This window comes from Steroidobacter sp. (assembly GCF_036406195.1).
Classification (GTDB): domain Bacteria; phylum Pseudomonadota; class Gammaproteobacteria; order Steroidobacterales; family Steroidobacteraceae; genus Steroidobacter.
Map to the genome: position 1 here is coordinate 1 of NZ_DASWVW010000059.1, position 25,519 is coordinate 25,519.

General features: G+C 62.9%; 25 protein-coding genes and 2 tRNA genes. 7 read left to right on the forward strand and 20 right to left on the reverse strand.

Annotated elements, in window-relative coordinates:
• Positions 1-148 precede the first annotated feature (148 nt).
• Together VGE08_RS22480 and VGE08_RS26650 are read right to left on the reverse strand one after the other, a co-directional pair.
• The gene (locus tag VGE08_RS22480; RefSeq protein ID WP_331070170.1) at positions 149-1,150 is read right to left on the reverse strand and encodes a PEP-CTERM sorting domain-containing protein; all 1,002 of its coding nucleotides are present in this window, start codon (positions 1,148-1,150) and stop codon (positions 149-151) included.
• A 799-nt stretch (positions 1,151-1,949) separates the two neighbouring features.
• Positions 1,950-2,126: a hypothetical protein gene (locus VGE08_RS26650; RefSeq protein ID WP_414717526.1), complete on the reverse strand. Its 177-nt coding sequence runs from the start codon at positions 2,124-2,126 to the stop codon at positions 1,950-1,952.
• A 157-nt stretch (positions 2,127-2,283) separates the two neighbouring features.
• Here VGE08_RS26650 and VGE08_RS22490 point away from each other — a divergent pair, with 157 nt between their 5' ends.
• On the forward strand, positions 2,284-3,099 hold the full coding sequence (locus VGE08_RS22490; protein WP_331070171.1) for an alpha/beta fold hydrolase: 816 nt from the start codon (positions 2,284-2,286) through the stop codon (positions 3,097-3,099).
• Positions 3,100-3,363: 264 nt separating this feature from the next.
• Here the strand turns inward: VGE08_RS22490 and VGE08_RS22495 are convergent.
• Positions 3,364-3,439, reverse strand: a tRNA-Arg gene (locus VGE08_RS22495).
• A gap of 32 nt (positions 3,440-3,471) precedes the next feature.
• Positions 3,472-3,711 (reverse strand): hypothetical protein, encoded by a 240-nt coding sequence (locus VGE08_RS22500; protein ID WP_331070172.1) that lies wholly within the window; start codon positions 3,709-3,711, stop codon positions 3,472-3,474.
• A 169-nt stretch (positions 3,712-3,880) separates the two neighbouring features.
• On the opposite strand from VGE08_RS22500, the gene VGE08_RS22505 reads away from it, so the two are divergent.
• Complete coding sequence (locus VGE08_RS22505; protein ID WP_331070173.1) at positions 3,881-5,539, forward strand: response regulator; 1,659 nt, start codon at positions 3,881-3,883, stop codon at positions 5,537-5,539.
• Positions 5,540-5,552: 13 nt separating this feature from the next.
• Here the strand turns inward: VGE08_RS22505 and VGE08_RS22510 are convergent, their stop codons facing one another.
• Both VGE08_RS22510 and VGE08_RS22515 read right to left on the reverse strand, forming a co-directional pair.
• On the reverse strand, positions 5,553-5,837 hold the full coding sequence (locus VGE08_RS22510) for an Lrp/AsnC ligand binding domain-containing protein (RefSeq protein WP_331070174.1): 285 nt from the start codon (positions 5,835-5,837) through the stop codon (positions 5,553-5,555).
• Positions 5,838-5,862: 25 nt separating this feature from the next.
• The gene (locus tag VGE08_RS22515) at positions 5,863-6,318 is read right to left on the reverse strand and encodes an Lrp/AsnC family transcriptional regulator (RefSeq protein WP_331070175.1); all 456 of its coding nucleotides are present in this window, start codon (positions 6,316-6,318) and stop codon (positions 5,863-5,865) included.
• Positions 6,319-6,449: 131 nt separating this feature from the next.
• On the opposite strand from VGE08_RS22515, the gene kynU reads away from it, so the two are divergent.
• Both kynU and VGE08_RS22525 read left to right on the forward strand, forming a co-directional pair.
• The gene (kynU, locus tag VGE08_RS22520; RefSeq protein WP_331070176.1) at positions 6,450-7,724 is read left to right on the forward strand and encodes a kynureninase; all 1,275 of its coding nucleotides are present in this window, start codon (positions 6,450-6,452) and stop codon (positions 7,722-7,724) included.
• 20 nt (positions 7,725-7,744) lie between these two features.
• Positions 7,745-9,361 carry an AMP-binding protein gene (locus tag VGE08_RS22525; RefSeq protein ID WP_349258779.1) on the forward strand — a complete coding sequence of 539 codons (1,617 nt, stop codon included), beginning with the start codon at positions 7,745-7,747 and terminating at the stop codon, positions 9,359-9,361.
• A gap of 9 nt (positions 9,362-9,370) precedes the next feature.
• On the opposite strand, the gene VGE08_RS22530 is transcribed toward VGE08_RS22525, so the two are convergent.
• From VGE08_RS22530 to VGE08_RS22555, 6 genes are all read right to left on the reverse strand, one after another.
• On the reverse strand, positions 9,371-11,251 hold the full coding sequence (locus tag VGE08_RS22530) for a hypothetical protein (RefSeq protein WP_331070178.1): 1,881 nt from the start codon (positions 11,249-11,251) through the stop codon (positions 9,371-9,373).
• A 100-nt stretch (positions 11,252-11,351) separates the two neighbouring features.
• Positions 11,352-11,427: transfer RNA gene (locus VGE08_RS22535), tRNA-Ala, on the reverse strand.
• Positions 11,428-11,523: 96 nt separating this feature from the next.
• Positions 11,524-12,078 carry a phosphoglycerate mutase family protein gene (locus VGE08_RS22540; RefSeq protein ID WP_331070179.1) on the reverse strand — a complete coding sequence of 185 codons (555 nt, stop codon included), beginning with the start codon at positions 12,076-12,078 and terminating at the stop codon, positions 11,524-11,526.
• A 207-nt stretch (positions 12,079-12,285) separates the two neighbouring features.
• Positions 12,286-12,879 (reverse strand): YkgJ family cysteine cluster protein, encoded by a 594-nt coding sequence (locus VGE08_RS22545; RefSeq protein WP_331070180.1) that lies wholly within the window; start codon positions 12,877-12,879, stop codon positions 12,286-12,288.
• A gap of 41 nt (positions 12,880-12,920) precedes the next feature.
• Positions 12,921-14,012, reverse strand: a complete 1,092-nt coding sequence (locus tag VGE08_RS22550) for a DUF3187 family protein (RefSeq protein ID WP_331070181.1) — start codon at positions 14,010-14,012, stop codon at positions 12,921-12,923.
• Between the two features lie 190 nt (positions 14,013-14,202).
• Positions 14,203-14,463: a DUF6356 family protein gene (locus VGE08_RS22555; RefSeq protein ID WP_331070182.1), complete on the reverse strand. Its 261-nt coding sequence runs from the start codon at positions 14,461-14,463 to the stop codon at positions 14,203-14,205.
• A gap of 129 nt (positions 14,464-14,592) precedes the next feature.
• Here VGE08_RS22555 and VGE08_RS22560 point away from each other — a divergent pair, with 129 nt between their 5' ends.
• Together VGE08_RS22560 and VGE08_RS22565 are read left to right on the forward strand one after the other, a co-directional pair.
• Positions 14,593-15,063: an Lrp/AsnC family transcriptional regulator gene (locus tag VGE08_RS22560; protein WP_349258780.1), complete on the forward strand. Its 471-nt coding sequence runs from the start codon at positions 14,593-14,595 to the stop codon at positions 15,061-15,063.
• A gap of 42 nt (positions 15,064-15,105) precedes the next feature.
• Entirely contained in the window at positions 15,106-16,590 is a 1,485-nt protein-coding gene (locus tag VGE08_RS22565) for an NAD(P)/FAD-dependent oxidoreductase (RefSeq protein ID WP_331070184.1), read from the forward strand.
• Here the strand turns inward: VGE08_RS22565 and paaZ are convergent.
• Genes paaZ through paaA form a run of 7 tightly spaced genes read right to left on the reverse strand, consistent with a single transcriptional unit; the run spans position 16,568 to position 23,137 of the window.
• A complete protein-coding gene (gene paaZ, locus VGE08_RS22570) occupies positions 16,568-18,598 on the reverse strand; it encodes a phenylacetic acid degradation bifunctional protein PaaZ (RefSeq protein WP_331070185.1) in 2,031 nt (676 codons plus the stop codon). The two genes, VGE08_RS22565 and paaZ, sit on opposite strands and share 23 nt — an antisense overlap.
• A 22-nt stretch (positions 18,599-18,620) precedes the next feature.
• A complete protein-coding gene (gene paaG / locus VGE08_RS22575) occupies positions 18,621-19,412 on the reverse strand; it encodes a 2-(1,2-epoxy-1,2-dihydrophenyl)acetyl-CoA isomerase PaaG (RefSeq protein WP_331070186.1) in 792 nt (263 codons plus the stop codon).
• 3 nt (positions 19,413-19,415) lie between these two features.
• Positions 19,416-20,507: a 1,2-phenylacetyl-CoA epoxidase subunit PaaE gene (paaE, locus tag VGE08_RS22580; RefSeq protein WP_331070187.1), complete on the reverse strand. Its 1,092-nt coding sequence runs from the start codon at positions 20,505-20,507 to the stop codon at positions 19,416-19,418.
• A gap of 4 nt (positions 20,508-20,511) precedes the next feature.
• Complete coding sequence (gene paaD / locus VGE08_RS22585) at positions 20,512-21,048, reverse strand: 1,2-phenylacetyl-CoA epoxidase subunit PaaD (protein WP_331070188.1); 537 nt, start codon at positions 21,046-21,048, stop codon at positions 20,512-20,514.
• A gap of 3 nt (positions 21,049-21,051) precedes the next feature.
• On the reverse strand, positions 21,052-21,840 hold the full coding sequence (gene paaC / locus VGE08_RS22590; RefSeq protein ID WP_331070189.1) for a 1,2-phenylacetyl-CoA epoxidase subunit PaaC: 789 nt from the start codon (positions 21,838-21,840) through the stop codon (positions 21,052-21,054).
• Complete coding sequence (paaB, locus tag VGE08_RS22595; RefSeq protein ID WP_331070190.1) at positions 21,837-22,130, reverse strand: 1,2-phenylacetyl-CoA epoxidase subunit PaaB; 294 nt, start codon at positions 22,128-22,130, stop codon at positions 21,837-21,839. Before paaB ends, paaC begins: the two co-directional genes overlap by 4 nt.
• 11 nt (positions 22,131-22,141) lie before the next feature.
• Positions 22,142-23,137, reverse strand: coding sequence for a 1,2-phenylacetyl-CoA epoxidase subunit PaaA (gene paaA / locus VGE08_RS22600; protein WP_331070191.1), 996 nt, complete (start codon positions 23,135-23,137; stop codon positions 22,142-22,144).
• A gap of 130 nt (positions 23,138-23,267) precedes the next feature.
• Between paaA and paaX the strand changes: the two genes are divergently transcribed.
• The gene (gene paaX / locus VGE08_RS22605) at positions 23,268-24,251 is read left to right on the forward strand and encodes a phenylacetic acid degradation operon negative regulatory protein PaaX (protein ID WP_331070192.1); all 984 of its coding nucleotides are present in this window, start codon (positions 23,268-23,270) and stop codon (positions 24,249-24,251) included.
• A 10-nt stretch (positions 24,252-24,261) separates the two neighbouring features.
• Here paaX and VGE08_RS22610 read toward each other — a convergent pair whose 3' ends face one another.
• On the reverse strand, positions 24,262-25,518 hold the full coding sequence (locus tag VGE08_RS22610; RefSeq protein ID WP_331070193.1) for a dihydrolipoamide acetyltransferase family protein: 1,257 nt from the start codon (positions 25,516-25,518) through the stop codon (positions 24,262-24,264).
• Position 25,519: the final 1 nt, after the last annotated feature.

The window sequence follows — 25,519 nt, forward strand, 5'->3', positions numbered from 1 at the left end:
AAAGATGTGAAGGATCTGAAACGCACGATGCTCAGTCACTCGCGCCGGATCCAGAAGTCGCCAACCCGCGTGCGGGCATACTTCAAGAATAAGAACATTCGCTACGCCGCGTGAGTCCACTTCAATTACGCCGGGTTAATAGCTACGATCAGACGCTTCGAGCTAGCGACCGACGACGACCGAGGAACAAGCCAACCAACGCCAGGCCGAGCAGCCCGAAGGTTCCCGGCTCCGGAACCGTGGTGGTGGGCGGCGTTGGGTCGGTCGGCAGGCCGGGATCGAGCGGATCGTCGGTCACAGGCGGATTGGTGTCCACTGGCGGATTGGTGTCCACCGGCGGATTGGCGTCCACTGGCGGATTGGCGTCCACTGGCGGGTTGGCGTCCACTGGCGGGTTGGTATCGCCCGGCGGATTGGTATCTCCTGGCGGATGGGTGTCCACCGGTGGATTCATACCCACCGGAGGATTGGCATTCCCCGGCGGGTTCGAATTCTTCGGCGGGTTGGTGTCGGTCGGCGCATTGGGGGGCGTCGAACCTTCCGAGCCCGAGCCCGGGGACGTCGGGCCCGGAGTCCCGTTCGTCAACCGGCCGCCGCCACCGCCGCCCGCGAAGCCGCTGCCCGCGAACACACCGTGCAAGCCTCTCGAAACGAAATATTCAGGTTGGGTCGAAACGGACGCGGCGACGTCATTGAACAACACAGTGTCGTTGACCGCGACAGTCGAGCTGGCAAAGTCATCGTGCGCACCCGGCACGAAGTAGCTCGGCATGACCGCACCCGGGATCTCCGACTGGCGCGCCAGCAGATTTTGCCGGTGCAAGCCGGATTCACACAGATCGATCGGTACGGTGATGAGCTCACCCGACTCCGAAAGGACCCGGGATTCGAACTGGGAGCAGCCGTCGAGCCCCCACGCTGCGTCGTGCACCGACGCCAGCGGCAATCCGAGCTCGTTATGTTGATCGTTAGTTTGATCGACAGCAGCGTCGATCGATGCAACATCCCCTGCATCGGACGTGGATAGTGTCGACTCTTGGGCCGGTGGGGTCTTCGCCTTCGTTGCGACATAAGCATCCACCAGCGAGGTGCGCAACAGGATCGCAGCCACAATCGTGATCGCGAGCGCGAGCCATCCGTAACGTGCCACAAATTTCTCCTTCAGTTCGCCTTGCAGATCGCGGGAAATTCACGCCTGCTCGTAGTCTTCGACCTAGAGGATTGCAAACCCCATGCCACCGATGTAATCACGTTGCTGCTCAGTCACTTCGGCGATCGGCGCGCTGCCCCACTAGCACTTAGGTGCAATGCTTTTCGACATGCGATGGAAACATTGGCAAAGGCTTTGTAAATGCGGCGTCATTGGAGCGCCGACATAACCTGCTCGTTGTTTCGAGACTGCGTGCCGTTCAGATGCGAGCGAAGCGAGTCGAGCTCACAAATTGCTTCGTCACGCACACGACAAGTTCACACTTCGAGGCGCGCACGGCGCGGACTGCTTCTCATAATCAAGAAGCGATGTTCGAAGGCAGCGAAAAACGTCTGAACCTGAACGTCCGCGTCCAGCAACTCGCGTGCTTCACGCGATCGACGCAGGTGACGTGCGCTCACGCGAATGTATCTTGGATCGACACTCAGTGCGGTCCAGAACCTGAACGATCAGATCGAGCACTGAGCCTCGACATTGCGAGACTCGAGTTGCCTGACGATGCGGTGGCCGCGACGCGTGCGGCAACGATGATCCATCACGAAAGAAGAGCTGGCCGCTTCACATGCTCGAACGAGCATCGTTGCGATTTGCAAGGCTGGAGGAGATGGCGCCCTGGCGCGTCCAAAATGTCTTGAGATCCGTACAGTACGTCGCTCTGGGCTTGGCTCCCCGAGCACTACCAGCAGCAAGCCGCCGGCGACGATCGGATCGCTCAGGCGCGCTTTCAGGTCTTTGAAGGTCATCGCCACTCTTCCGTTCTCATGATCTCCGCCATGCGCTTTGCCCGGGCCGGCGTTTGTTTCGCCCATGTCGAGTCCAGCATCTCGATTGCCGCCGCGCTGTAATCGCGAATCCGCAGCGCGGCGCACATGCGCTTGAAGTTAGTCACGCCGTTGGTGCCCAGCTGATATGCCATGCAGAGGATCACGCCCTGGCGCGCGTCATCGATGCTGTGCCACCACTCGAATCGGCTCTCGCACTCAGCTTCCTTTTGCCAGGTCCGGTTGCGCAGTTGGTGTCATTCTGTGAACTCCATCCTACGTACACTCCAACGTCTGTGTTCAAGTGAACTGATGAAAGGAATCATCGCTTTCATAGCCTTCAGCGTTCTTTGTGGGTGTGGGTCGGATGGCTCGGCCCCTCCCGCGTCCCCAAGCGAGCCCGCGCTCGCACCGCTGCCGGCTGTCGAGTTGCCAGCCTACGAACTCATTGCCAATCACGGCCCGCTCGTGGTGCTGATGGCGATGGACATGCACACGACGCTGTACACGAACGCCCTGGGAAGCGTCCCGTCTGACCTGCTCGGTGCGGGTTTTTCGTTGCTGGCGCTGGATCTGCCATGCCACGGAGCGGATGCAACGGAGCCTGCGAAGTTCGAGCTGACGTGCTGGCGCAAGCGGATCGAAGCCGGCGACACGGAGCTGTTCCGGAAGTTCTGCTCGGGCCTGTCTCTCGTGCTCGACCAGATCGGAGCTACCGAGGTAAGCGTGGTGGGCCAGTCGCGCGGCGGCTACACAGCAGTCACCTGCGCGGCGTATGACGAGCGAATCCGAAACATCGCGCTGCTCTCCCCGGTGACCGACCTTCAGCGCCTGACTGAATTCGATGGATACGCGGTCGATCAGGAGGTTTACGGCTTGGCGCAGTTCGTTCCTTACCTTGCCGGCCGCCATATCATGATTCGCATCGCCTCCGACGATAGTCGAGTCGGCACAGATGCCGCTGTCGCCTTTGGCAAGCTCGTCAATGCTGAGATTCGCTTGGTTGATTTTGTCGGGCACGTGCCTCCAGAAGATGGCAGCACGACGGCTTGGCTGCTGGAACGGCATCAGGGATCGACCTTCGATAACAACCAATCAGCAGTCTCACCGTTATCAGTCACCCTGTGACCAGGTTCATAAGGCGTTCACGGCCAATGCGTTCCAGCTTCAGTGGCAGCGCCTACTGGCCAAACGCAAGGCGGATGGGTTCGCCGATCACTTCCACGATCTCAGGGCGAAGCGAGCGACGCAGATACCGATCAAGAGGCGGCCGATGCGCCCGGCCATGCCGATGTCCGGTCACAAAGAAGCGTTATCGCCGGCTGCCGCAACGATCGAAAGCCCTGCGGATTTTGGACAAGGCGAGTGATTTTGGACGGAGGCATTAGAAAATGGCGCCCCCGGCAGGAGTTGAACCTACGACCTACCGCTTAGGAGGCGGTCGCTCTATCCACTGAGCTACGGGGGCGACGGCCGGCATTCTAGCAGCTCGGGGCGGGATCATGACGTCGCCGGGTCATTCTTGCGGGTGCCGCGCAGGTTCAGCAGAAAAAGGCCCACCTGCAGCACGATCAGCGCCGCGGCGCCCTCGTGCCAGCCCCAGACGGTCCACAGCACGTTGCTCGCGATGAAGGTCCAGAAACCCCATTTGCGACGGCGCTGGGATTGGGACGCGACCAGCCAGGCGGCCACCAGGGTGACGAGCATCGCGGGCCATTGCAGCAGGGACAGCCAATCCATGAAAGCCTCAGTAGAAAGCCTGGGCTCGGCGCAGTGACTGGCCGAACCTCGCGACGAATCCAATCGTTGGCGGCGCGGGCGAGTTCCGGCGGCGAAAGCTGTTGGGAGCAAGCCCGCTTTGCTAGATTGCGCGCTTGTCGGGGGGACGGGCGGCACTTCGCGACCACTCATGCTCGTAAAACGCATCCGCAAGTGGTACGAAACCACGCAATTCCTGCGCGAAAGCCGCTGGCTGGGCCATGCCTTCGCCGTGGCCGCCAGCATCGCAGCGATGTATGTCCGTGTATTGCTCAGCGCCCAACTGCACGGCTTTCCCTTCATCACGTTCTTCGTCGCCATCGTCCTCACCGCTTTCATTTTCGGCTGGCGCGCGGGCGCGGTCGCGGGCGTGCTGGGTGCTGTTCTGTCCGGGTATTTCCTGTTGTCCCCGACCTGGTCGCTGTCTGCCGAGGGCCTGTCGAACTGGATCGGCATGGGCTTCTATGTCGTGCTGGTCAGCGTGATCCTGCTGATGACCGCGGCCATGCATCGCGGCTTCGCGGAGTACGCGCACGACAACGATCTGCGCCGCCGCGCCAACGATCTGCTGGAAACGCGGGTTGCCGAGCGCACCGCCGAGCTGGAGGACGCCAACCAGCAACTGCGTGACGAGGTGCAATCGCGCGCCCGGGCCGAGGCCCTGGTCAGGCAGATGCAGAAGATCGAGGCGGTCGGGCAGCTGACCGGCGGCATCGCGCACGACTTCAACAACATGCTGGCGATCGTCGTCGGCTCGATCGACATGGCGAAGAAATACCTCGTGCGCGATCCGGCCAAGGCCGCGATGGCAGTTGATCACGCCATGGAGGGCGCGCTGCGAGCCGCCGAGCTGACTTCGCGGCTGCTGGCATTCTCGCGGCAGCAACCTCTCGCGCCCTGCTCTGTGGACGTCAACAAACTGGTCGGCGGCATGTCCGAGCTGTTGACGAGAACGCTCGGCGGCAACGTCCGCATGGAGACCGTGCTGGCCGGCGGTCTGTGGCGCATGTTCGCCGATCCGCCGCAACTGGAGAGCGCCATTCTCAACCTATGCGTGAATGGGCGCGATGCGATGCCCGAGGGCGGCAGGATCACCCTCGAGACCATGAACGCGCACCTGGACGATATCTACGCCGCCGATCACGCCGATGTTCGGCCCGGTCAGTATGTAGCGATTGCCGTGACCGATACGGGAACCGGCATGACCGCTGAAGTGATGTCGCGTGCGTTCGACCCCTTCTTCACGACCAAGAAGCCTGGCCAGGGCACCGGTCTCGGCCTGTCGCAGGTCTATGGCTTCGCCAAGCAGTCCGGCGGTCACGTGAAGCTGTACTCTGAAGTCGGCCAGGGCACCACGGTCAAGCTCTATCTGCCTCGCTACGTCGGCGAGGAAGAAGCGTCCGTGCCCGAAACGCAGCCTGCCCCGCCGCCGGAAGGCACGCCCTGCGAAGTGATCCTGGTGGTCGAAGATGAAGACCGCGTTCGCCAGATGTCGGTGCAGTTGCTGCGCGACCTCGGCTACACGGTGATCCACGCGAGCGATGCCAGGCAGGCGCTGGCGATGGTCGAGGCGAACACCCGCTTCGATCTGCTGTTCACCGATGTGGTGATGCCCGACATCAATGGCAAGCAACTCGCCGATCGCATCCGCGAGCAGCGCCCGGACGCGAAAGTCCTGTACACCACCGGTTACACGCGCAATGCCGTCATCCATAACGGCATGCTGGATCGAGATGTTTCGTTCCTGCCGAAGCCGTTCACCCTCCAGCAGCTGGCGACCAAGGTCCGCCAGGTACTGGACCAGAAATAAAACGGTGCGCGCGTCAACTTCCCAGGTCGAACATGCCTTCCACCGCGGCCTTGGTGAACACACGAAACGCGATCATGGTCTCGGTGAGCTGCACGCCGGGTAGCTTGCGCATCTTGTCGGTGATCACTTCGGCCAGCTGTTCGTTCTCGTTGACGCGCACGATGGCCACGAGATCGTACTGCCCGGCCACCGAGAACACCTCGGCGACACCCTTCAACTCCACCAGCTTCTGCGCAAGCTCGTTGACACTGGAAGTCTCGGCCTTGATGAGGACCACTGCACTGACACCGCCGATCATGATGCTCTCCTGAGTTGTTCGTTGCTCATCGCAGGCACGCCATCAGCGAGCCGCGATGCTTGATGGTCTTCATGCAGACCGTGGTTTCCAAGCGCTGCACGCCGGGCAGCCGCGAAATCTGCGAGCGGAGCAATTCGTCCAGCTCGCTGATGCCACGCACCAGCACGTGCAGCAGGTAATCCGCCTGTCCCGCCGTCGTGAAGCACTCCAGCACGGCAGGGTGACGATTCACCGCCGCCTCGAAGTCGGTGTGCCGCGCCGAGTCGATGGTCACCTGCACGAACGCATGCAGCTCCAGCCCCACCGACGCCGCGTCGATCTCCGCTCGATAACGTCGGATGACTCCGCGACGCTCCAGGTCGTGCACTCGCGTCCAGCACGGACTCTTCGACAGACCGACCTTCTCGCCCAGCTCGGCGTATGAGAGCCGTCCGTTCTCCTCGAGCAATTTCAGGATAGCGGTTTCCGTTTTGTCCAGCATCGGGACATTGTCCTGCTAAAGGGCCCAGCTGCACTACTAACGTTCTTGGCGAGGCTTTGCAAGGGTGGCCATTCGGAACAATGTCTCGCGGCCGCAGCGCGACACTTTCCGGGTCACGAGGGACGGGACACATGCATCGCAAATTCGACAAAACCACCAACTTCGAGCGGCGAGATGCAATTACCTACCCGGCGATCCGCCGCTGGGACCAGGAAGACCCCCTGCGCCACCGGCGCGAAGAGTTCGAGCTGCCGGGCGGCCTCATATATATGGATGGCAACTCGCTCGGTCCGCTGCCCAGGGCGACACGCGCCCGCATCGAGGAAGTCGTCGCCAAGGAGTGGGGCCAGAGCCTGATCCGCAGCTGGAACGATCACAACTGGATCGATGCGCCGCTGCGCGTCGGCGACAAGATCGCCAGGCTGATCGGCGCTCGCAGCGGCGAAGTGGTCGTCGCGGATTCCACCTCGGTGAACCTGTTCAAGCTGCTGGGCGCCGCCCTCGCCGCTCGCCCGGACCGCCGCGTCGTGCTGTCGGAGCCGGGCAACTTCCCGACCGATCTCTACATGGCCGAGGGCGCCATCGGCACACGCAATGCGTCTCTGGAGCTGCGGCTGGAGCCCGGCGAGCGCATCATCGATGCCATCGATACGAATACTGCGGTGGTCATGCTCACGCATGTCCACTACAAAACCGCCGCGATCCATGACATGCGAGCCATTACTGCCAGGGCTCACGAGCATGGCGCGCTGGTGATCTGGGATTTGAGTCATAGCGTCGGCGCGATCGAGGTCGATCTCAACGGCTGCGAAGCCGATATGGCCGTGGGGTGCGGCTACAAATATCTCAATGGCGGGCCGGGCGCGCCGGCGTTCCTGTTCGTGGCCGAGCGGCTGCAGGCCGAGCTGGCCTCGCCGCTCAAGGGCTGGATGGGCCACAACCGTCCGTTCGAATTCATCGATCGGTACGAGCCCGCACGGGGTATCCGCCGCTTCCTGTGCGGCACGCCCTCGATTCTCGGCGTGCTCAGTCTCGAAGTGGGTGTGGACGTGATGTTGCGCAGTCGCATGCAGGACATCGTGCAGAAATCGCGCTGGCTGAGCGAGCTGTTCGTCGATCTCATTGCCGATATCTGCCCTTCGTTGCGCCTGGTGAGTCCGGCCAACGTGAACGAGCGTGGCAGCCATGTTTCTTTCGCGCATCCTGACGGCTACGCCATCATGCAGGCGCTGATCGAACGCGGCGTGATTGGAGACTTCCGCGCGCCTGATCTGCTGCGCTTCGGCTTCACGCCACTCTACCTTCGTTATCAGGATGTCTGGGACGCCGCTTACACGGTGGCCGATGTGGTTCACAGCGGCTGCTACGCGGACCCTCGTTATTCCGTTCGCGCGGCGGTGACCTGATGCTGGCTCCAACACTGCGCATGCCCTACACCTCGCATGTAGATCGATTCGCACGCGAGCGGTTGCCTCCGCCGCATCTTTGGCCCGAATTTCGCTTCGATCTGCCGGAACTCCAGTATCCGGAGCGGATCAATTGCGGCGTCGTGCTGCTCGATGATGCGATTCACGAAGGCCACGGCGAGCGCGTCGCGTTGTACTCGGACAGTGGCGTGTGGACATACGCACAACTGCTCGAACGCGCCAACCGCATCGCGAATGTCCTGGTGAACGAGATGGGCATCGTGCCCGGCAATCGTGTGCTGCTGCGAGGGCCGAACAACCCGACGCTGGTGGCCTGCTGGCTCGCCGTGATGAAGGCCGGTGCCATTGCGGTTACCACCATGCCGCTGCTGCGAGCGCCCGAATTGTCGGTGATCGCGGAGCGGGCGCAAATCGATCACGCGCTGTGCGACTGGCGTTTCGCGCAGGAACTGGAGCAAGCGGCGCAACTGGGCGGCCGGCTGAAACGCATCGTCTGCTACGGATCTAGCGCAGGGGATGGGCAGTTGGAGGGAATGATGAACGGGCAGGCTTCGACGTTCGACAATGTCGACACTGCCCGTGACGATGTTTGTTTGCTCGCGTTCACCTCGGGAACGACGGGCACGCCGAAAGCTACCATGCACTTTCATCGCGATGTGCTGGCGATGCGCGAGGTCGTTGCGGGACATCTGCTGGAAACCGCGCCGGACGACATCTATGTCGGCAGCCCTCCTCTGGGGTTCACGTTCGGCCTGGGCGCACTGCTGGTGTTTCCGCTCGGCCGGCGCGCTGCGACCCTATTGGTGGAGCAGCCGAGCCCGGACAATCTGCTATCGGCCGTGCAACGCTTTCGCGCGACGGCGTTATTTACTTCGCCGACGGCCTATCGCTCGCTGCTGCCGATCCTCGAGAAGTTCGATATCTCCAGCCTCGAGCGCTGTGTGTCCGCCGGCGAGGCGCTGCCCAAGGCAACGTCGGACGCGTGGTTCGCGGCGACCAAGATGCGGCTCATCGACGGCATCGGCGCGACCGAGCTCATTCACATCTTCATTTCCGCCAAGGGCGAGCAGATTCGCCCTGGCACGACCGGCAAACCCCTGCCCGGCTATCAAGCGTGCATTCTCGATCCAGATGGCTTGCCGCTGCCTCCCGGCAAGGTCGGACGGCTCGCCGTGAAGGGCCCGACGGGTTGCCGCTATCTCGACGATCCGAGGCAGCGCGATTACGTGGTGCACGGATGGAACGTCACCGGCGATCTGTATTCGCAGGACGAGGACGGCTATTTCCGCTTCGAAGCGCGCGCCGACGACATGATCATTTCGGCTGGCTACAACATCGCCGGTCCCGAGGTAGAGGCGGCTTTGCTGCAGCATCCGGCTGTACACGAATGCGCGGTCATCGGCGTTCCGGATGAAGCGCGCGGGCAACTCGTCAAGGCGTTCATCGTTCTGCAAGAGGGCATCGCGGGCTCGCCCGAGCTGGTTCAGACTCTGCAGGACTTCGTCAAACAAACCATCGCGCCTTACAAGTATCCGCGCGCCCTCGAGTTCCGCGACTCGCTGCCCAAGACCGCGACGGGCAAGCTGCAACGTCACGCCCTGCGGCCGCCGAAATAACCACGCCGCTCAGGAGGAGAAGGTAATGACGCGCAATACTTCGCGCGACACGCGCTCCTCGATCTCGGCGGCATGCCGCAGCTCGACTGGATAACGAACGATGGCGTCCACACCATCCACCGAGAAGCGCAACTGGACCTGCGGCTGAACATCGCCCGGGCCATGCGCCGAGCCAGCGCGCTCGATTTCCTGCGTCTGCCGCAGGATGTCCTCGCGGTAGTCGTTGAGCACGCCGCTGACAGCATCGCTCAACTTAGTCTTCAACTCCGTTGAATCCGCCCCCGTCGGCAGCTTCACGGTGATTTCACGCCAGGCGAGATTGATGCCAGGGATCTGTTTGAACAGCCCGCCCGAGGCCTGAAAGACAATGGAATTGGCGAACGCCACGACGCGGCCAGTCGGACTCATGGCCCCACCCTGGCCGCTCAATTCCAGCAAGTGCAGACGCACCAGCCCGAGATCGATGACTTCGCCGGTGACGCTGCCCACCTGGACACGATCGCCGACGCGAATGCCATACTTGCCGACCAGGAAGAAGTACCCCACCACCGAGACCAGCACGCTTTGCATGGCCACCGCCAGACCGGCGGTGATGAGACCCGCGAACGTGGCCAGCGATCCCAGCTCAGTCGCGAACGTCGCGGCAGCGATGGCGACCACCAGCGCCCACAGCACGATCTTTCTAAGCAACAACAGTCGCGAGCGACGGCGGATGTCAGGCACGTAGCGAAACACGGCACGACGCCACAACTCTGCCGCCGTGAAAACCAAAGCCAGCAACGCAGCAAAGATCACGAGGCGGATGCCGAGAACACGCCACGCTTCCCGAGACTGCCTTTGGGTAGCCTCACGCCAGTTATCGAGATTATTGCGATACTGAGTCAGCAGCACTTCCGCCTTGCTGAGCGGCGTGACGATGGATGATGTTTGCTGGAACAGCCAGGCAATGGTGTCGTACTCGTCGCGCACTCGCCGCAGACTCTCGCGGTCCTGCGAACCTGACTGCGCCGCCAACGCATCGCCTCGCGCGGCCAGCGCTTGCAATTGCTTCAGCGGAGCGTCGCGGATCTCCTTGAATGTTTCCTGCAGCTGTTCGGTGCGCCGATCGACCGTCTCGATGGTTCGCGCCTTGGCCGACAGGCGCAGCACGGTCGCGGTCAGATCCCAGATACCGAACTGGCTCAGCGATGTGCTCACCGCCGATGTGAACGACGCCGCGGCCGGCGCAGCTGCGATTGTTCCAGGCATCGTCACCGGCGTGGCACTGGCCGCAGGTATCGACGCCGCAATTGCATCGATGTGCGCCTTCAACGCATTCGCGCCGACATTCTCGCTGGCGTACTGCGCCATGTTCGAGAACAGATTGCGCTGGGCATTGATGAGATCCAGCTCGCCTTGCAGGACCTGACGCCGAGCTTGCAGGTCGCCTCGTTCCTTGGCCGACGCTGTGGCGATCTTCGCATTCACGGCTTCTATCTCGCCCTGCAACTGCGTGCGCTGCTGGTCGAGCTGCTGCTTCATGCGGGCATGCGACCGCATTTCCGCATTCGACTCGGCGTCTTCGTTTTCCTGCGCGCCGGCTTCGCTGCTGATCAGCTCGGCGTTCGCACGGGCGATCTCGAAGGCCAGCGCGATGACTTTCTCGGCGGTCTGGCGATTGGCGTACAGGATCAGCAAGTCGCTGGGTTGCGTCGCGGCTTGCTGCTGGGTGCCAAGAGTGCGATACCAGTCGACGGTCTCATCGAGGATCTGCACCACCTGCTCGCCTGTCATTACCGCTCGCGACGCGATCGGATCGATCTTGGCAGGGGCGTCGGCCTGCTCGGCGCCGTGGGCCGGCATCCACGAGAGCCCCAGCAACACACCCAACAGCAGCGATCTTGGCAGCATGCAGCCTCTAGCCATCGGACCGGGCGACGGGCTGGCGGAAGACCGCCGGGGCGCCCGTAAGTCATTGACGGATCGAGATTAAGGCACGGGTGGGGAAAGTTGGTGGACCCGAGGAGGATCGAACTCCTGACCTCCTCATTGCGAACGAGGCGCTCTCCCAGCTGAGCTACGGGCCCACCGAAGGGCGCGAATTGTAGCACCGGCCTGCCGGCAGGCAAGCGCAGCGGAGCACTTTGTCCGCCGCCCGGGTGCCGGCCAGATCGAGGACCCGCTCAGTAGGACAGTCTGACCACCTTGCTCTTGGACACCTGCGGCACGAACACCACGAACATGGTGTTGTACTCGTCCTCGCCCAGGGTCACGCTCTCGCCGCTCAATGCCTGCACCACCTGCGGGATGTTATTGGGATTGCCCGCGACCAGCACATATTCGCCGCGATGTTCCCGAGTGATGCGCTTGGCGAGCTCGGCCCAGGTGGCCGTGGGTACGACGTTGACCGGCAAAGCCAGGGTCTCGGACAAGGGTGTGACGGTCTGATGGGCGCGTCGAAACTCGGACGCGAAAATCGCATCCAGGCCGCGCACCGGGCGAGCCTTGGACAGCATTGTCGCCAGACGCGCGGCGCGTTCGCGGCCCTGGACGCTCAGCGGCGGATCCGGATCGTTGCCCGCTTCCACCTCGGCGTGACGCACGACGAACACCACGGTGGTGGCCCGGGCATCGAACAGCCACGCCGCGGCAGCCACCAAAGCGATGAACAATAGAACCGCGAGCACCAGCGGGAAGAAGAACGGCCGCCGGCGCATCTTGTCGAGATCTCGTTGCATGGGGCGGATCATAGCATCCGCGCCCGAACGGCCCGGTGACGGCCCTCAAACGCTCAGATGCTGCCTGCCCCAGACTGTCGTCCAGACTGTCCTTCGAGGCAGCCATTTTGCCGCCGGCCGCCATGCGGCCTTATCGATGAGGCAAGGCCGATGAGGGCAAGGCGGTCAGCACCGGCGATGCGCTGGTGGTTATGGAAGCGTTTGTTGCTATGCCAATGTGCCGGAATCGAAACGGCGAACCCCGTCGATGATGGCGCGGGCAATGTCCGTATCGCTGCCGCTCGTGAAGTGAGGATCGAGAAACACCGTGTACGCCTTGATCGCGAACACCGCGATGCCCATCGGGCCGGCAGGTACGCGAACGGTAAAGCTGTCACGTCGATCGCGAATGAACGCGGCGGCAGCGCGTACCGCCTCGTGTTCCTTGAGATCCAGCGGCTCTGGATAGGAAAACCGCCACTCCCGCACGCGTTTGTTGATGACGGCCTTGTCCTCGCCGCCCGCATCGATACCCGCAGCGGCGAAGATGCGGCAGTCGTAGTCGAGGCAGGTCTGCGGCCGGTCCGCGTAGATCGAGCATTTGCCGCCATCGAGCATGGGGCACACGCCACTCGGCAGCGGACGAACTGTGAGATGTCCCTTGGCGAAGCCCGGCGCGCTCACTACGAAGGTTGCCGGAATCCTGGCCGCGGCCCGGTGATCTTCGGGCCGTAGCTGCACGGAATACCCGGAAACGCAGCAACCATCGCAGTCTCCGCACGGCACATCCATGCCTTCGTTGCCGAGCAGCGAGCGACGCATTTGTCGCAGCCACGCGCTGAACGGGCCAGCCGCTACCTCCACTACAGCGGCATCCAGGCGAGGCCGAGTTGGAAACCAATGTCGGGTGTGTTGTTGATGTTCTGCAGGTTCTCGGTAATGCCAAAGGTGATCAGGAAGTTGTTGCGTCGATGGCGCACGCCCAGACTGACCTGGTACTTCTCGCCCAGCAGCTCATCGAGCTCGGTCTGATCGCGCGAGTAGACGCTCTGGCTGATGTAGCCCTGCAAGTTCACGTTGGTGCGCGAGGTCAGCATGCGCTCGTAGCCGAAGACCAGCGTGGGGATCACCTGCGAATCCTGCGGGGACACGTCTGCCGGGGCACCGTCGTAGTAGACCGCCGCTGCATCGAAGTAGAACGCGTGATTCTGCGCCTTGCGCTGAAAAGACACCTGGATGCCGTAGTCGGTGCGTCCGGTCGACAGCAACTCGCGCCGCCCCGCGACCGGCACCTTGACCGCGAGTTCCGCAGACAGATGCCAATCGCCTGGCAGCTTCCAGCTCGTGTAGCGCAGACCGAACGTGGGATCGAGCACGCCACCTTCGGTGGGACGGCTGAGGCTGGCATATTGAGTCGACTTCAGGTCGTAGATCAGGTTCACCCGGTTGCGCGCCACCGCCGGCCGGCCGAAGCTGCTGAAGCCGAAGGTGTTGTGAAAGCCCTCGATGGTGCTGTCCAGGAATCCGCCCTGGTACGAGACGCCGCTGGCGATCATGTACGCCGTCCAGGCCTCGGAGATCTTGTAATGGAAGGTCAGGTCCAGCAGCGCAAGCTCCATGTCGACCAGATAATTCTCGCCGGGCAGGTCGCGAATGTCTTGCAGCTCGGCCGCACCCAGCTCGCGCCGGCCGGTTGCTGCCAGCGCGGTGAGATAGTCCTCCAGCGCCGGGCTCAACGCCCAGGTATTCTGATAGGCCACTTCGGTCTCGATGGCCCAGGTGCCGGACTCGATCGCCATGGCGTGCGCCGGCCGCATGTCCAGGCGTAGAAAGCCGAAAGGAGTCAGGTCACGAGTGCGCAGCAGACCATAGAGTTGGCCATTCTCTGCGTGGGCCAGCGGCACGCCGGAGGCCAGGCCGACGAGCGTTAGCAACGCGGCTGGAAATTTCTTCACGTTCAACCCTTTTTCTCAACCCTTTCTCTTGGTGGCAAAGCGAGCTTGCACGGAACGCATGAACCGTGTCTTGAATCGCTGTGCTCGACACTGGATATTCTATCCGGCTCGCGCGCACGAGCCAGCGACGCCCGGGCTGGCGTCGTAAGGAGGATGCCCCCTTTGCCGAATGCTGGCCGAATACTGGCCGTTACTGGCCCGTCACTGGGCCCGTTACCTGACGAGTTGCCTGCGACATCTGACGGCGTGCACGCATCCGCTCGTGCAGCCGAAAAATGCAATCGCTGCCGGTACGAACGAACAGAAACGGCAGCAACGCATGGACCAGGCAGGCCAGCCCCGCAGCCACCATTTGGAAGCCAAAGCCGGCGGCGGTGCGCAGGTGCTCCAGATACGTCTCCCCGGCTGACGCGGGGTGCTCGGTAAAGGGATTCGCGCGCAGAATGTCCATGCACACAGCCTACCCAAGCCCGCCGGCGACACGATTGCGAAAACATGGACAGTCGGCACGAGGGACGCAACAATGTTGCGCAATCGCGCGTCCCTGCGCGTACCAGCCCTCGTCGCAGCCACCTCTGCCATGGACCGATTGGATCGCCGCATTCTCGACCTGCTGCAGCATGACGGCTCGCTCACCGCCGCCGACATTGCCGAGCGGGTCGGCTTGTCCAAGGCGCCGTGTTGGCGCCGCATCCAGCGTTTGCAGGAAACCGGCGTCATCACCCGAACGGTGGCCTTGCTGGATGCCAAGGCGGTGAACGTCGGCACCACTGTGTTCGTCACCGTCAAGACTTCCAATCACAGCGAAGCGTGGTTCGAGCAGTTCGTGCGCACGGTGCGCGACATCCCGGAGATCACCGAGATCCACCGCGTCAGCGGCGAGGTGGATTACCTGTTGCGTGTCGTCGTGCCCGACATCGATGCCTATGACGTGGTCTACAAGCGGCTGATCGCCGGCTGCGCTTTCCTGGACGTGAGCGCCAGCTTCTCGCTGGAAACCATCAAGTACACCACTGCCCTGCCGTTGAATTACGCGCCTACCGACGATTGATGAACAATGATTGATGAAGCAAGGTCCGTGGCGGTGTCGCCCATGCCGGCCACGGAACATGTTGACGTGTTGATCGTCGGTGCGGGTTTGTCCGGCATTGGCGCGGGATATCGCCTGCAACTCGATTGCCCCACGAAGAGCTACGCCATTCTCGAAGCGCGCGACGCCATCGGCGGCACGTGGGATCTGTTCAGATATCCGGGCATTCGCTCCGATTCGGACATGTACACGCTCGGCTATTCGTTTCGGCCCTGGCACGAGACCAAGGCCATCGCCGACGGCGCTTCGATTCTGAAATATGTGCGCGACACGGCGCGCGAATACGGTATCGACCGAAATATCCGCTTCAATCACCGTGTCAAGCGCGCCGCCTGGTCGACTGCCGATGCGCTGTGGACCGTCGAGGCGCAACAGCCGTCGGGCGAAGTCGTGCGCTTCACCTGCAATTTCCTTTTCATGTGCAGCGGCTACTACAACTACGACGCCGGCTACACGCCCGAGCTCGCAGGCACCGATCAGTTCAAGGGCCGAATCGTGCATCCCCAGAAATGGACTGACGACATCGAATATGCGGGCAAGCGTGTCGTCGTCATCGGCAGCGGGGCGACGGCCGTAACGCTGGTGCCGGAGCTTGCGAAGACCGCCGCGCATGTGACCATGCTGCAGCGATCACCCACCTACATCGTGGCGCGGCCCGCCGAAGATCGGATTGCCAACTGGCTGCGTCACATCTTCCCAGCGAAGCTGGCCCATGGCATCACCCGCTGGAAGAACGTCCTGCTCGGCATGCTGTTCTACAACTTGTGCCGGCGCGCGCCGGGACGCATGAAACAAATGCTCATTCGGCAGGTGAAGGACGAGTTGGGCGACAGCTGCGACGTCGAGCGTCACTTCACGCCGCGTTACAACCCGTGGGACCAGCGGCTGTGCCTCGTGCCTAACGGCGACCTGTTCGAAACGATCAAGACCGGCAGGGCTTCTGTGGTCACGGACCACATCGAAACCTTTACCGAGCAGGGCCTGCGATTGCGCTCCGGCGCCGAAATCGCCGCGGATCTGGTCGTCACGGCGACCGGTTTGGACCTGCAGGCGTTCGGCGATATGCAACTGGTCGTAGACGAGCAGCCCGTCGAGCTGGCACGGACCCTGTGCTACAAGGGCATGATGCTCGCCGACGTCCCCAACTTCGCCCTGGCGTTCGGCTATACCAACGCATCCTGGACGCTGAAGTGCGACCTCACCTGCGAGTATGTGTGCCGCCTGCTGAATCACATGGACCGGCAGGGTTACCGGCAATGCACGCCGCGCAATGACGATGCATCGGTCTCGCCCACGCCGTGGGTCAACTTCACATCGGGCTACATACGGCGCGCACGCGGCAAGTTCCCGAACCAGGGCTCGAAGCGGCCCTGGCGGTTGTATCAGAACTACGCGCTCGATCTCGCGACCTTGCGCTTCGCCGCCGTGGACGACGGCGTCATGCGCTTTTCTTCGCCGGCGGCGGTCAGCTCACCGGCTGCTCGCTGACCATGGTCAGAACGTCGTAGCTGGCCACGATTTCGCCATTCTGGTTGGTGATCTCGGTGTCCCAGGCCACTTCGCCGTAGCCCTTCTCGGCGCGCAGCGACTTGGACTTGCAGGTCAGCCGCACCTTGATGCGGTCGCCCGGCTTGACGGGCTTCACGAAGCGCAGGCGGTCGATACCGTAGTTTGCCAACACCGGACCATACGGCGGATCGACGAACAAGCCGGCTGCCGCCGAGACGAGGAAATAGCCGTGCGCCACACGGCCGCCGAACAATGGATTGCGAGCCGCCGCCTCTTCGTCCATGTGCGCATAGAACGTGTCGCCCGACAGCGCGGCAAACTTCTCTATGTCCTCCAGCGTGACTTCACGCTCGGCCGAGTTCAGGGTGTCGCCGATCTGCAATTCATGAAACGCTTTTCGGAACGGATGCCGGCCCGGATCTTTCTGCACGGCGCCTCGCGTCCACCGGCCGGTGACGGCAGTGATGGTCTGCGGGCTGCCCTGGATCGCCGTGCGCTGCATGTAGTGCATCACGCCGCGAATGCCGCCCATTTCCTCACCGCCACCGGCGCGGCCCGGCCCACCATGCACCAGCATCGGCAGGGGCGAGCCGTGTCCGGTTGATTCTTTGGCGCAATCACGATTCACCACGAGCAAACGGCCATGCAGCGGCGCCAGGCCCAGCACCAGCTCCGTGGCCAATGCATCGTCGGCAGTGAACACGGACGCCACCAGGCTGCCCTCGCCTTTGCGCGCGAACGCAATCGCTTCGCTAGTGGACTCATAGGGAATGAGTGTGCACACGGGGCCAAAGGCTTCGATGTCATGCACGGCCTTGGCCTTCTTCGGATCGCGGCAGTAAAGCAGTGACGGCGGCACGAATGCACCGCGGTCATGCTCGGCACCGGCGAGATCGATCTGTTCGGCGGTGATCAGCTCTGCTTCACGTCGCAGCTCGGCGATGCGGCCGAGCACTTCGCGTCGCTGTGACAATGCAGCGAGCGGGCCCATGCGCACATTCTCCAGACGCGGGTCGCCCACGACGACCTTGCCGAGTGCCGTCTTCAGTGCTTCGGCCACAGCATCGGCATACGCAGCCGGCACGATCGCTTTACGGATGGCCGTGCACTTCTGCCCGGCCTTGGTGGTCATCTCGCGGGCCACTTCGCGCACGAACAGATCGAATTCCGGCTGTCCCGGCCTGGCATCCTCGGCGAGCACGCAGCTGTTGATCGAATCCGTCTCGCTGATGAAGCGCACCGAGTGAGCGACGATGCTGTTGTGAGCCCGCAGCTTCTGCGCGGTGCTCGCCGAGCCAGTGAAAGAAACGACGTCCTGACAGGTCAGATGATCGAACAGATCGCCCAGGCTGCCGCACACCAGTTGCACCGAGCCCTCCGGCAGGATGCCGGACTCGATCATGCGCCGGACCACCAGCTCGGTGAGATACGCCGTCGCGGTGGCGGGCTTGACGATGGCAGGCACGCCGGCCAGCAATGTCGGAGACAGCTTCTCCAGCATGCCCCACACCGGGAAGTTGAAAGCATTGATGTGGACCGCCGCGCCTTCCAGCGGGGTGCAGATGTGCTGGCCGACGAACGTGCCGGTCTTCGACAGCATTTCGACATCGCCATCGATATAGACGCGGCTGTTCGGCAGCTCGCGCGTACCGCGGCTCGCATAGGCGAACAACGTGCCGAAACCACCGTCGATATCGATCCACGAATCGGTCTTGGTCGCGCCCGTTGCATACGAGAGCGCATAGAACTCTTCTTTGTACTCACCGAGCTTCTTGGCCAGCTGCTTCAGCTTGGCGGCGCGTTCATGAAACGTCAGCTTGCGTAGCGCAGGTCCGCCGACCTCACGCGCGTATTTCAATGTGGCCCGAAAATCGATTCCGGTCGACGACGCGGAGGCGATCACCTGGCCAGTCGTGGCATCGCGCAGCTGCTGCGCCTCGCCTTCACCGGCGAACCAGCGACCCTGAATGTAGCTCTTCAATTGCATGTCCACCCCCCTCGCGTGCAGCTCACCGGCCGGTGAACTTCGGCGTGCGCTTCTCGGTGAAGGCAGCGACGCCTTCGGCATAATCCTGCGAGCGGCCCAGCTCTCGCTGAAAGTCTCGCTCCTGGTCGAGCTGCTGCTCGAGCGTGTGACTCCAGGATTCGTAAATGGCTTGCTTGGTCCGCGCCAATCCGCGCGTTGGAGCGGTGGCAAGCTGGCTGGCCAGGTGATCGACGACGTTCTTGAACTCCGCGTCCTCGACACAACGCCAGATCAAACCCCATTGCGCCGCCTGCTCGGCAGGCAACTTGTCTCCCAACAAGGCGAGGCCCATGGCGCGTGCGTTGCCGAGCAGGCGCGGGAGGAACCAGGTGCCGCCCGAGTCGGGCACCAGGCCCAGCTTGCTGAAGGCCTGCACGAAGCTCGCAGACTTCGTGGCGATCACCAGGTCGCAGGCCAGGGCGATGTTTGCTCCCGCGCCTGCGGCAACGCCATTGACGGCCGCGATGACCGGCATGGGCAAATTGCGCAGCGCCATCACCAAAGGCTTGTAGTAATTCTCGATGGAGTCGCCGAGGTCCACGCCCTGCCCGCCCGGCGCGACCGCGCGATCGCCGAGATCCTGGCCAGCGCAGAACCCACGCCCGGCGCCAGTGAACACCAGCACGCGGGCCTCGCTGTTGTTCTGCAAAGTCGACAGCGCATCCCTCACTTCCCCATGCATCTGCACGTTGAAGCTGTTGAGGCGGTCGGGACGGTTCAAGGTCAGTCGCGCCACGCCCGCCGACACGTCGAACAGAATGGTTTGATAGCTCATGGCTCAGCGCTCGTCGTAAGTCAGCTCGATCTCGGCGCTGGTCGGGCGAGCCTGGCAACACAGGACGAAACCGGCTTCCACTTCCCAAGGCTCGAGGGCGTAGTTCACTTCCATCTCGGCGCTGCCACGGACCACCTTCGCCCGGCAGGTCGAACACACGCCGGCGCGGCAGGAGTACGGCAGCTCCATACCCACGCGCTCGCCCGCGTCGAGAATGGTCGCATCGTCGTCCAGCATGGCGAAGGTGCGTTGCCGGCCGTCCATGGTGATGGTGACTTTCGCCACCTCTTCGGCCGCGGCCTTTTTCGGCGCAGCCGCCGGCTGCGCTGCCGGTTGCACGCTGCCCGCGGGCATGTCGCTGGCGAAGCGCTCCGAATGAATCTTCTGAGCATCGACACCGAGACTCAGCAACGTCTCGCGCACGCTGTCGATCATGTTGCCCGGGCCGCACAGGAAGAACGCGTCGGTGTGCAATGGATCGAACACTTCCTTGCTCAGCAAGGTGACCTTGTCGCGATCCAGCCGGCCATTGAACAGATCCACGTCCTGCGGCTCGCGGCTGAGCAGGAAGTACAGCGACAGCCGCGTCGGATAGCGATCCTTCAGCGCCAGCAATTCCTCGGCGAACATGATCGTGGACGTGGTGCGATTGCTATAGAACAGCATGAAGCGGCTGTTGGGCTCGCTCGCCAGCAAGTTCTTCACGATGCCCAGGATCGGCGTGATGCCACTGCCGCCTGCGAACGCGCAGTACGTCCGGGCTGCCGTTGCCTGCGGCTCGGCGAAGAAGCGGCCGGTGGGCGTCAGCACGTCGATGCTGTCGCCCGCCTTCAGCTGCCTCGCCAGGTACTGAGACATGCTGCCGTTGTCGTGGACTCGCACGCCGATGCGCAAGTGGCTGTCGCCGGCCGCGCTGCAGATCGAATAGGTGCGACGCACCTCGTGTCCGCCGATGTGCGCACGCACGCCGACGTGTTGACCTGGCAGAAAACGATAAGCCTCACGCAGCGATTCGGGCACTTCAAACGAAATGCACAGCGCATCGCTGGCCTCGGGATGCACGTCGGCTACTTTGAGCGGATGAAAGGTCAGCATGGTTTCAAATGCACTTGAAGTATTCGAAGGGTTCCATGCAGCTGGCGCAGCGGTACAGCGCCTTGCACGGCGTCGATGCGAACTCGCTCACCTTGGCGGTCTGTGCCGACGAACAATGCGGACAGACCACGTTGGGCTCGCGAAACAGATGTTTCGGACTGCTCACGGAGTGAGCTGGCGGCGCGATGCCATATTCCCGGAGCCTGGTGCGACCGCTCTCGCTCAGCCAGTCGCTGGTCCACGGCGGCGACAGCACCGGCTCGACCTTGGCATGTGCATAGCCTTCGGCCTGCAGTCGTGTCTCGATCGAACGAGCGATCACTTCCGTGGCGGGACAGCCGGTGTAGGTCGGCGACACTCCCACGGTCACCTGGCCATTCTCGGCCACACGCACGTGACGGATGATTCCCAGCTCGACCAGGCTGAGCACGGGAATCTCCGGGTCGGGCACGTCGTTCAGGATGCGCCACACATCGGACTCGTCAGGGCGCTCGCTCGGAGCAGCGATGCGATCACCGGGATTGGTGGCTGCCGCGCTCATGAGCTACCACTGCGCGCCCGGATAGGTCCGCTGCATGAACTGCATCTCGGCCAACAAATGGCTCAGATGCTCGGTATGCTGCTGACGTTTGCCGTGCCAGCGATAGGTGATATCGGCGGGCTTCTTCAGAGTCGCTTCGTTCAGGACCTGGTCGACATTGGCGGTCCACGCAGCGCGTAGCGACGCCGGATCAGGACCCAGGCCCGCGGCCGCGGCCTCTTCGTCCACGGCGCCCGGCGCGAACATCTCGCCCGTGAATCTCCACAGCGCATCCAGCCCGGTCTGCACGCGATTGTGACTTTCTTCGGTGCCGTCGCCGAGCCGCACTATCCAGCCGGCGCTGAAGCGATAGTGATAGCGCGTTTCCTTCAACGCCTTGGCCGCAATCTCGGCCAGTCGCGGCTCGGACGAAGCTTGCAGCCGTTCGAACAATTCCAGCCGCCACGCATCGACCAGGAACTGACGCACGATCGTGTGGCCGAAGTCGACATTGGGCTGCTCGACCAGCGTGAGATTCAGGAAGTCCAATGGATCGCGCAGGAACGCGAGATCGTCCTCGCTGCGGCCCTTGCCTTCGATCTCGCCGGCATACGACAGCAGGTGGCGCGCCTGACCCAACAGGTCCAGCGCGGTATTCGCCAGCGCCAGATCCTCTTCGAGCGCCGGCGCATGACCGACCCATTCGCCCAAGCGCTGCGCCAGGATCAGGCTGGTATCCCCCAGGTGCAAGGCGTAGCGAAAGCGCAGATCCTCCGGCGCGCTGGCAATAACGGCGGCGGGCGAGGCGCTCATATGTTCTTCACCTCGTCCGGAATCGTATAGAACGTCGGATGACGATAGATCTTGTCCTTGGCCGGCTCGAACAATGCGTCGGCATCGTCCGGATCGGACGCCGCAATATCCGACGAGCGCACCACCCAGATGCTCACGCCTTCCTGCCGGCGCGTGTACAGGTCACGCGCATGCTCGATGGCCTGGCGGGCATCGACGGCGTGAATGCTGCCGACGTGTTTGTGTTCGAGGCCCGAGCGTGCGCGAATGAATACTTCGTACAGCGGCCACTGGTTACGTTGCTGACTCATGATGCTCTCTCTCAAGCTGCCTGCGTTGCGCGGGTACGCTGTTTTTCGGCATAGGCAAGTGCCGCCTCACGCACCCAACGACCTTCGTCATGCGCGCGACGGCGTGCTTCGAGGCGATCGCGATTGCAAGGGCCGTTGCCCTTGAGCACTTCCTCGAACTCTTTCCAATCGATGGGACCGTGGCTGTAGTGCTGCGTGGCTTCATCCCAACGCAGGTCGGGATCGGGCACCTTCAAGCCCAGGTATTCGGCCTGCGGCACGGTGACGTCGATGAACTTCTGCCGCAGCTCGTCATTGGTGACGCGCTTGATCTTCCAACGCATGGATTGCGCGGTGTGCTTGGACGCGGCATCGCTCGGGCCGAACATCATGAGCGCCGGCCACCACCAGCGATCCATCGCGTCCTGCGCCATGCGGTGCTGCTCGGGCGTGCCGCGAGCCAGCGTCATCATGAGCTCGTAGCCCTGGCGCTGATGGAAACTCTCTTCCTTGCAGATGCGCACCATGGCGCGCGCGTACGGACCATACGAGCAACGGCACAGCGGAATCTGATTCATGATGGCGGCGCCGTCCACCAGCCAGCCGATGGCCCCGATGTCGGCCCACGTCAGGGTGGGATAGTTGAAGATGCTGGAATATTTCGCGGTGCCGGCGAGCAGCTGATCGACCAGCTCGTCGCGTGAAACACCCAGCGTCTCGACGGCGCTGTACAGATACATGCCGTGACCGCCTTCATCCTGCACCTTGGCGATCAACACCGCCTTACGACGTAGCGTCGGCGCGCGAGTGATCCAGTTGCCCTCGGGCAGCATGCCGACGATTTCCGAATGCGCGTGCTGAGAGATCTGGCGGATCAGTGTTTGCCGGTACGCGTCGGGCATCCAGTCCTTGGGCTCGATGCGCTCGTCGGCGTCGATCTTGTTCTGAAAGCGCTCTTCCAGCGCAGCCGCGTCACTGACCTGGTGCAGGCAATCCGCCCCCAGGGAATCCAAACCTTGCGTGTACATAAGTCCCCCACCTTCGGACTGAGTCAATGTGACACAAAATGACGATATGATCAATTTTTTCTGTGTCACATGATCCATACTGCCATGCAGGTGCGCAACCCGGGCGTGCCGCTGCGCTAACATGCGAGCCATGTCAGCCAAATCCGCCAAAACCAGCTCCGCCTTCATCACCCGCACCAATGCGCTGGTCGCCCGCTTCCGGCGGCAACGCCCGTTGCGTGGCGGCTCGCTGCTGGTGACCATCCTGGGCGATTCGATCGCACCTCGCGGCGGCACCATCGCCCTGGCCAGTCTGATCCGGCTGGCGTTGCCCTTTGGCTTGACCGAGCGGCTGGTACGCACGTCCATCGGAAGATTAGCGAACGAGGACTGGGTGAGTTTTGAACGCAGTGGCCGTGCAAGTTTCTACAGCCTCACCACCAATGGCCGCGCTCGCTTCGCCGAAGCGACGCAGCGAATCTACGGAGCCCCGCCCCAGGATTGGGACGGCCTGTGGACTGTGGCCATCGTTCCGCCCTCGCTGAAGAGTCGTCGCGATGATTTGCGGGACGAGCTCGTGTGGCTGGGGTTCGGACAGATCACGCCCGGCGTGTTCGCTCATCCCACGTACCGCGAGCCGGCCATCAGTGCGCGCCTCGACGAGTTGCAGTCTTCGGGGCATCTGGTCGTCATGAAAGGCTCCATTCTGTCGGAAGCGGCCAGGGCCAACCTGGTCAGCATGGGGTGGGACCTGGGCGATCTCGCGCGCCGCTACAAGCGCTTCATCGATATGTTTGCACCGGTCGCGGCGGCGCTGGAGGCAGCAGGCAATGCACCGCTCCCTGGTGATGTAGCGTTCATCCTGCGCACGCTGCTGCTCCATGAATACCGCAAGATTCATCTGCGCGATCCGTTGCTACCTGCCGCACTGCTTCCCGAGGATTGGGTCGGCACGGACGCGCAGCGTCTCTGCCGCGATCTGTATGCGAAAGTGTTTCCGGCTTCGGAACATTATTTGTCCGCAACCGTGCAGACTCAGGCCGGCGCCCTGCCGCCCCCGTCCGCTGAAATATTCCAACGCTTCGGCGGACTGCCGCACGTCGATACCGAGAGCAGCGACGTGCGGGTCGCCTAGACCAGGATCATCAGCTCCAGTTCTCCAGCCGCTCCACCAGCACCTGCAGGAAACGATTGGCGCGGTGACCGTCCATCACCCGGTGATCCAAAGTCAGCGTGATGAAACAACGCGGTTGGATCACGATGCGGTCCTCACCGTTCTCCGTGACTACGACTGCGCGCTTCTCCAACTTACCGACACCGAGAATCGCGGACTGCGGCTGATTGATGATGATGGGCGTAGCCACCAGGCTACCGCTGACGCCATGATTGGATATCGTGAACGTGCCATCACGCACATCGTTTGGCGTCAGCTTGTCCGTGCGTGCCCGCTCGACCACATCGCCCAGTTCACGCGCGATGCCAGACAAATCCAGGCCCTGCACGTTGCGCACGACCGGCACCACCAGGCCCTTGCCTTCCAGCGCCGTGCCGACACCGATGTTGATGGTGTCCGGGACGATCAATGCATCCTCGGTCCATCGGCTGTTCGCCTCCGGCACTTCGCGGATCGCATCCACGCACGCGGCCAGGAAATACGCGGTGAACGTCAACGATACCCCACGCTTCTGAAACTCTTCCTTGTGGGCCGCGCGATGCGCAATCACAGCCGACATGTTCGCTTCGAACACCGTCGTTACATGCGGCGCGGTATGCAACAGGCTCTCGACCATGCGAGCGGCAATGCGCTTGCGCATGGCGGTATGCGGCACTCTACGACCTGCGACCGCGGCCTCAGCCTCGGTCGGCATCGATTCTTGGCGAGCCTGCGCTTCGGCGGCTTTCGCGCCCCTCGAAGCGACATACGCCAGCACGTCTTCGACGGTCACACGACCGCCAGCACCGGTACCACGAATCGGTGCTGACTCGAGACCGTGTTCGGCGATGAGGCGTCGGACCGCTGGGCTGCTGCGTCCTGTCGACAACGCCTCGGCATGCGCTGCAAGCGCCGCCATTCTCACTTCCGCACTCGAGTCGACTGGTTTGCTTGAGGAAGCCGCCGCAGGCGCGGCCGCGGTTGTCGTCTCTGCGGTTTCGGCGCCGACGGGTTGAATCGTCCCGAGCAACTCGCCCGGCTCGATCTCCTCCTGCTCCTGCTTGAGGATCTCACGCAATACGCCACCGGCAGGCGCGGGAATTTCAACGGTGACCTTGTCGGTTTCCACTTCGATGAGCGGCTCGTTCTCCTGCACGGTCTCGCCGATGTTCTTCAACCAGCGCTGCACCTGCGAACGCGTACCTTCGGACTGCTCGCTGGGGGCGCGCACTTCGATCGTCGTTGTCATT